Origin of the sequence: Moorena sp. SIO3I8 (assembly GCF_010692325.1) — a bacterium.
GTDB lineage: Bacteria > Cyanobacteriota > Cyanobacteriia > Cyanobacteriales > Coleofasciculaceae > Moorena.
This window is the reverse complement of record NZ_JAAHHW010000360.1, coordinates 1-1,552: the sequence shown is the minus strand read 5'-3', so window position 1 is coordinate 1,552 and position 1,552 is coordinate 1. Positions and strand designations below refer to the sequence as shown.

Annotated in this window: 1 protein-coding gene and 1 pseudogene; both read left to right on the top strand. The window is 43.1% G+C overall.

Annotation, left to right across the window (positions count from 1 at the left end; genetic code table 11):
• Window positions 1–250, top strand: a pseudogene (locus tag F6K51_RS36995) (IS607 family transposase); the annotation flags it as partial.
• Window positions 138–1,361, top strand: coding sequence for a transposase (locus tag F6K51_RS36990; protein WP_293031087.1), 1,224 nt, complete (start codon window positions 138–140; stop codon window positions 1,359–1,361). The pseudogene F6K51_RS36995 and the gene F6K51_RS36990, both read left to right, overlap by 113 nt.
• Window positions 1,362–1,552 lie beyond the last annotated feature (191 nt).

Genomic DNA, 1,552 nt, shown 5'->3' with positions numbered 1-1,552 from the left:
GTATATTGTCGTTGCCCACAAAGATAGGCTTTGCCGCTTTGGGTTCGATCTTATCTCATGGCTGTGCTCTAAATTCCAAACTAAAATACTGGTTCTCGACGAAAAGAACCTCAGCCCAGAACAAGAGATGGTTGAAGATGTTCTGGCAATTATCCACGTCTTCAGTTGTAGGCTCTACGGACTCAGGAAGTACAAGGGAAAAATCCTTGAAGACAGTGAGTTACCGAGTTTACCCAAGCAAAGAACTTGAGAAGATCTCGAATAAATGGGTTTCTGCTGTTCGCAAGGTTTATAACATATCGATCGAGCAGCTCAATCGGAACCAGGGGTACACAAAAGTCGGAAAGAAAGGAGGAAAACATGGCTTTAGAACTTGGTTGAAACAATCCGGACTTATTCCGCAGTGGTGCAGAGATTTAAACGTCTCCAAAATTTTAGATAACGCTTCAATGGAGGCTTATACGGCGTGGAAAGAGACCGCCAAACAACCGAAGTCTGTTGGGAAAGGGAAGAACCTTTTGCCAAACCCACAAGCTGGATTAAAAATAGGTAAATTTCGTAGCGTGCGAGATCATCATCTGACGATCCAGTTTGACCCTACGGCTTACAAGGCTGGCCGGTGGATGGTTTCCAAAACCAAACATCTGCCAAAACCCGAATTCAAAGGTCAGGATTTCTGTGTACTAACTGATGGTTCTACTGAACTTACTTATAACAAAGGGAGATGGTTCGCGCACTTTCCAGTAGAGTTTGACATTGAGCCTACTGAAACCAAGAAAGTGATAGCTTTAGATCCTGGAGTTAGGACGTTCATGACTGGGTTTGACGGCACGGATTTCTTGGAGTTCGCAAATAATGATTTTCAGAGAATAGCTAAACTTTGTTCCCATCTAGATAAGTTAAAAAGTGAGCATGACAAATCAAAAGGAAGCACACACAAACGTCGCCGATACAAGCTAAGGATAGCTATGGAAAGACTCAGAACTAAGATCAGAAGTCTGAGAACTGAATTGCACAAACAAGTAGCATCGTTTTTGGCAAGAAACTACGATGTGATCGTCTTACCTACCTTTGAGACGTCGCAGATGGTTGTCAAAAAGAAGCGAAAACTAAAAAGCAAGACAGCTAGGGCGATGATGACATGGGCTTTTTATCAGTTCTCTCAGATTTTAGAGCATTTGTGCAACCGTTATGGTTCCAAATTAGTGAGGATAACAGAGGAATATACCTCCAAAACTTGTACAAAGTGCGGACACATTCATCGAAAACTTGGTAGTTCTAAGAATTTTCAATGTCCACGTTGCGGATACGAAATCCCTAGAGATTTCAATGGAGCCGTCGGGATTTTCCTGTTCGCGTAGCGTCGGCTTTGCCGAAAGGCGATGTGGGATACCACCTTCCTCGAAGCAGTCGGGGATGTAGTACTCAGCTTTTCTGACTCAAATGATATCCTAGATATCCAAGATGTCAGAATTTGTCCGGGTTAAAAGTATCAGCACCAGAGTCCTTATTGAAAGAGCTAGAAACCTATCACTCCTCTACGACCCTTGCT